Raw genomic sequence first — 2,833 nt, 5'->3', positions numbered from 1 at the left:
CCTTCTAACCAGTTCGACTTGCCATCAGAACTAATCGAATTGGCAATGAGTACCGACACCGCCACTGCCACCAATTCAAACGGGTTGAAGTCCAAATCCATCGGTTTGTGCAACGCCCAACCTGTCAGAACGAGAACCGGAGCCACAAATAAGGCAATCTGCAAGCTAGAACCCACCGCCACTGAGATAGAAAGATCCATCTTATTTTTCATCGCTACGGTGACAGCGGTAGCGTGTTCGGCAGCATTGCCAATAATCGGAACCAGGATCACCCCTGTAAACAGCGCCGTCAGACCCAGTTGGGAGGTGGCTTCTTCCAAGGAGGAAACCAATAGTTCCGACTCCGCCGCAACCAGTAGCGTTGCGCCTAATAGCACTCCAATCCATAGGGGCAGGTTAACTTTATGTTCCGGATCTTCTGGAGCGAGATTTGACTCAGCTAACTCAGTGAGTATCTCCTGTTCTGCCACACCCGCATCGTAGAGATAGCTGTGGGTCTTCATCGAAAATAGCAGCGTCAACCCATAGACTCCGATTAATACTACGGCAACGGCGACCGAAAGTTGCTGGACGATGGCTTCATCAATCCCGGTGGAGGTATAGTCCATCGCGGTTGGTAACAGCATTGCAATCACTGCTAGGTTCATTGCCGAGGCATTTACCCCTGCCACCATTGGCTGAAATTCCTGCTCTTTGAAGCGCAAGCCCCCCAATAGCATGGAAAAGCCCATGACCAGGAGTAAGTTGCTGATAATAGAGCCGGTGATACTCGCTTTGACGACATCCACCAGCCCCGCGTTGAGGGCAACGAGGGAGATAATTAGTTCGGTGGCGTTGCCAAAAGTAGCATTCAGCAGTCCTCCCAAGGAGGGGCCAAGAACAACCGCGATTTCCTCTGTGGCGGTGCCCATCCAAGCGGCAAGGGGAATGATCCCCAGACAAGCGGTGATGAAGACGACTGACGATCCCCATTCCAGAAAGTGGGCCGTAATGGAAATAGGGATAAACAACAAAAGAATGGAAAAAAGCGTGTTTAGAGACAGCATCCAAATTATTCGTATTTAGCTCGTGTCTAGGATAGCCGCTTGTTGAGTGTTCTGGCTTGTTTCAGTCTTTGAGTATGTAACAGAATATTTCTTTAGATGCAGGATTCCTTAAGCAAAGTTAATTTACTATTCATTTGCATGAAGTTAGTGTTCCAAGCATGGCAGCATTACGCTTGAATCATGTAAGTAACAAGTAACTATCCTGGCTTTTCAATTTTGTTCATTGACCGTTACCGGCATGGGGCACAGGCAGTTGCTCATCGGTACGGGCAAAATAATTGGATGTTAAACCGATTGCTTTGATCCCCCCATTTAAGGAGAGAAGGCTTCGCCCCCAAGAGTCTTTACCATGTTTGGGTGGTGAGTCTTCGCCTTCTCCAGATGGACTGATTTAACTTGCTGTTTCCCTGGCGTTCAAGTAAACGCGGGGATGCTCAGTCTATCTGGATAAGTTATTGACCCTAATTTTTTACTAATTTTGGATGCGATCCTATGACTTCTGCTGCTGAAAGACCAGCTTCACAGTATTCTGCTGAGGGAACAGCAAACACCAGTGTAGCAACCGATCCCCTGCAAACGGCTACCGGCGTTTATGTTACGGTTCACGGTCATTTTTACCAACCGCCCCGCGAAAACCCTTATCTAGATGCGATTGAACGGCAGCCGAGTGCGTCTCCGTTCCATGATTGGAATGAGCGGATTCACCATGAATGCTATCGCCCGAATGCCTTTGCCAGAGTGCTAAATGACCGGGGCGAAGTCGTGGGGATCGTGAATAACTATGAGTATTTCAGCTTTAATATTGGTCCCACATTGATGTCGTGGCTGGAACGCTACGACGTGGAGGTATATCAGCGAATTCTGGAAGCGGATCGCAAAAGTAGCGATCGCCTGAACGGACACGGCAATGCGATCGCGCAAGTCTACAATCACATCATCATGCCGCTTGCCAACGAGCGGGATAAGTACACCCAAATTCGCTGGGGTAAAGAAGACTTTCGCTCCCGGTTCGGGCGCGATCCCGAAGGAATGTGGCTGGCTGAAACTGCCGTAGACTATGCAACCTTAGAAGCATTAGTTGCAGAAGGAATTAAATTCATTGTTTTAGCACCTTCTCAAGCTGAACGTTGCCGACCGATCCCCACAGACGAGCAGCCAGTGACTCAGTGGTTGGAAGTGGGCGGTTCTCAAATCGATCCTACCCGTCCCTATCGCTGTTATCTGAAACCCACACTCAGCACACAAGATTCACCCCTTAGCCCTGAGTATTCATTCCCCACCAACGAAACCCCAAATACCCCTTACATCGATATCTTTTTCTACGATGGCCCGATTTCGCGGGACATGGGATTTAACGATGTGCTGGGCTGGGCGGGTACGCTAGCTGGGCGCATCGGTTCAGCCGTGCGCGGGGATCGCCGGGCTTCGCAGCTCATCTCTGTTGGCACAGATGGCGAAACTTTTGGACACCACAAAAGCGGGACAGAGAAAACCTTAGCCTTCGCCTTTGTAGAAGAGTTTCCCCGGCGCGGCTGGACTGTCACCAACTATGCCCATTACCTGAGTCTGAATCCTCCCACCTGGGAAGTGGAACTGAAGCCAGTCACGGCTTGGAGTTGCGCTCACGGAGTGAATCGATGGCAGGATGATTGCGGTTGCGGTGGCGAAGGTGGCGTTTGGCATCAGAAATGGCGGCGTCCCCTGCGGAATGCCCTAGATTGGTTGCGGGATCAGTTAAGCAAAGTTTATGAAGAAACGGGTCGCCAGTTCTTCCGCGATCCCTGGGC

Annotated in this window: 2 protein-coding genes; one reads left to right on the top strand and one right to left on the bottom strand. The window is 50.5% G+C overall.

Going from position 1 to position 2,833, the window contains the following annotated elements:
* Positions 1 to 1,046 (bottom strand): calcium/proton exchanger (gene cax, locus H6F50_RS05520; protein ID WP_190427226.1); only part of this gene is annotated, 1,046 nt, incomplete at its 3' end.
* Between the two features lie 492 nt (positions 1,047 to 1,538).
* Between cax and H6F50_RS05515 the strand changes: the two genes are divergently transcribed.
* On the top strand, positions 1,539 to 2,833 hold a 1,295-nt coding region (locus tag H6F50_RS05515), incomplete at its 3' end, for a DUF3536 domain-containing protein (protein WP_190427224.1).

It is taken from the genome of Coleofasciculus sp. FACHB-712 (genome assembly GCF_014695635.1).
Lineage (GTDB): Bacteria > Cyanobacteriota > Cyanobacteriia > Cyanobacteriales > FACHB-T130 > FACHB-T130.
The sequence above is the reverse complement of the archived record's forward strand: the minus strand, read 5'-3'. Positions and strand labels throughout refer to the sequence as shown.